General features: G+C 51.2%; 1 protein-coding gene and 2 pseudogenes. 1 reads left to right on the forward strand and 2 read right to left on the reverse strand.

Annotated features, from left to right (window positions below; genetic code table 11):
* Nucleotides 1-46 precede the first annotated feature (46 nt).
* Nucleotides 47-118: pseudogene (locus K1I94_RS11460) on the forward strand (hypothetical protein); the annotation flags it as partial.
* Nucleotides 119-223: 105 nt separating this feature from the next.
* On the opposite strand, the pseudogene tnpB reads toward K1I94_RS11460, so the two are convergent.
* Together tnpB and tnpA are read right to left on the reverse strand one after the other, a co-directional pair.
* A pseudogene (tnpB, locus tag K1I94_RS11255) lies at nt 224-454 on the reverse strand (IS66 family insertion sequence element accessory protein TnpB); the annotation flags it as partial.
* Complete coding sequence (gene tnpA, locus K1I94_RS11260) at nt 451-876, reverse strand: IS66-like element accessory protein TnpA (protein ID WP_000422741.1); 426 nt, start codon at nt 874-876, stop codon at nt 451-453. The gene tnpA and the pseudogene tnpB, both read right to left, overlap by 4 nt.
* Between the last annotated feature and the right edge of the window lie 66 nt (nt 877-942).

Genomic DNA, 942 nt, shown 5'->3' on the forward strand with positions numbered 1-942 from the left:
GCATAGCGTTGAAGGTTATCAGGTAACGACCAATACCAACCGCTGCTTGCAGTGCCACGGTGTCGAAAGCTATCGCACCACTGGCGCGCCGCGTATCAGTCCTACTCACTTTATGGACATCGACGGCAAAGTGGGCGCGGAAGTGGCTCCGCGTCGTTATTTCTGTCTGCATTGCCAGTTGCGAGCGGGTAATGGATACCTTGCCGTCACGTACCGCAGGCCAGATAAACTGGCCTTCCTCCAGGCGTTTGGTGAACAGGCACAGACCATCAGCATCAGCCCAAAGAATTTTGACGGTGTCACCCCGTCGGCCACGGAAGATAAACAGGTGACCGGAGAAGGGATTATCATTCAGCACATGTTGTACCTGTTCTCCCAGTCCGTTGAAGGATTTACGCATATCGGTAACGCCGGCAACGAGCCAGATACGGGTACCTGATGGGAGTGAGATCATCTTCCCCTCCCGGTCAGTTCACGGATCAACACTGTGAGCAGCTCTGGCGATGGATTTTCCAGCGTCATGTTACCGTGACGGAATTCCACCTTGCAGGAACTGGCACTGACTCTGGTCTGAGTGGAAGTGGATAAAGACGGCGCAATGGCCGCCACAGGTTCTTTCTGCTCATCCGGCGTTATTTCTACAGGTAATAATTCAACGCCAGTGTCAGAAGAGGTCGTTACCGGAAGACGCCGCGAAACACGCCCTTCGTTCTGCCAGAGCCTGAGCCATTTGAAAATAACATTATCATTGACGCCATTTTCACGTGCAATCTGTGCAACACAAGCTCCAGGTTGTGATGCCAGTTCCACCATACGAAGTTTGAATTCATTCGAATAGTTTTTACGAGGTTCTTTTCGCCAGTCCTGTAATTCCATACTTAGATGTCCGTCTATATCAGATGGGCGTCTAAGTTACCAATTTTCGTCTGATGGCTACATACG

The sequence above is a fragment of the Streptococcus sanguinis genome (genome assembly GCF_019929145.1).
Classification (GTDB): domain Bacteria; phylum Bacillota; class Bacilli; order Lactobacillales; family Streptococcaceae; genus Streptococcus; species Streptococcus sanguinis_U.